Annotated in this window: 3 protein-coding genes; all 3 read right to left on the bottom strand. The window is 22.3% G+C overall.

Annotated features, from left to right (window positions below):
- Positions 1-467 (bottom strand): accessory gene regulator ArgB-like protein (locus B5E58_RS13265; RefSeq protein ID WP_088110102.1); only part of this gene is annotated, 467 nt, incomplete at its 3' end.
- On the bottom strand, positions 464-562 hold the full coding sequence (locus B5E58_RS14085; RefSeq protein ID WP_242956683.1) for a cyclic lactone autoinducer peptide: 99 nt from the start codon (positions 560-562) through the stop codon (positions 464-466). The genes B5E58_RS13265 and B5E58_RS14085, both read right to left, overlap by 4 nt.
- Positions 563-623: 61 nt before the next feature.
- The gene (locus tag B5E58_RS13255) at positions 624-869 is read right to left on the bottom strand and encodes a hypothetical protein (RefSeq protein WP_143597291.1); all 246 of its coding nucleotides are present in this window, start codon (positions 867-869) and stop codon (positions 624-626) included.
- Between the last annotated feature and the right edge of the window lie 15 nt (positions 870-884).

Here is an 884-nt window from a genome sequence, read left to right as displayed (position 1 = left end):
TTATAAATACTATATTCTTCTTTAGTTAAAGGTTTATTATCGTCTTCAATTGGTGATAAATTCCAAATAATAATAATAGAAATAATTAAAACTACTATTTCAAAAATACTATTTGAAATTTGCAAAAATTTAATTAATCTTAAGGCTACAAATGTTGTCACCGTAGACATTATATAACAACGAAATTGTGTTTTTGCATGATATCCCCCAGCAAAAATTCTTATTGGAATAAAACAAACTAAATATATAATTACTTCAATAAGCATATTTAATATCATACCAATACACAATGCAGTGAAAGTATTTAATAGAAATATAACTCCCTGAATTAAACCAAATAAATATATTTCTTTATCTTCATCTGTCAATTCTTTTGCTTCTTTCATTCGTATCCATATTATATTTTTTATCTTTTCTTGCACTATATCACCATACTTTTTGATTGTTAAACAATTTATTTCATTCATTTAAAATTTTTTAATTTATCACTGCCCTTAGGCATCTTTGGTTGATAAAACTCAAATATACATGTAGAATTGATTGATGTTCTTGTTATAAACAACGCTAGTGGTGCAATAAAACTTCAGATGTTTTTTTTAATAATACCTATTTTTTTTGCAAAATTATTTGCCTATTAAATATGTTTTTAAAATTATATTTGTAAAAATTAATATAATAGGTACTATTATCATAGTCCAATTAGAATATTTTAGATATTGATATAAAGCACAGTAAACACCAAATAACACTAAAGTAATACCATTTATAATATTAATAACAGGTAATTTTTTTAATGTATTATAATTTCCTTTTGCGATACCATAAATTCCAATAATTATAAGAAATATACCTAAAATAGTTAATATCATTATAAATCCTCCTTG

Origin of the sequence: Tyzzerella sp. An114, assembly GCF_002161055.1 — a bacterium.
In the GTDB taxonomy this organism is placed as follows: Bacteria; Bacillota; Clostridia; order Lachnospirales; family Anaerotignaceae; genus Fimicola; species Fimicola cottocaccae.
Note: the sequence above shows the minus strand (reverse complement) of the source record. Positions and strands in the feature narration are given on the sequence as shown.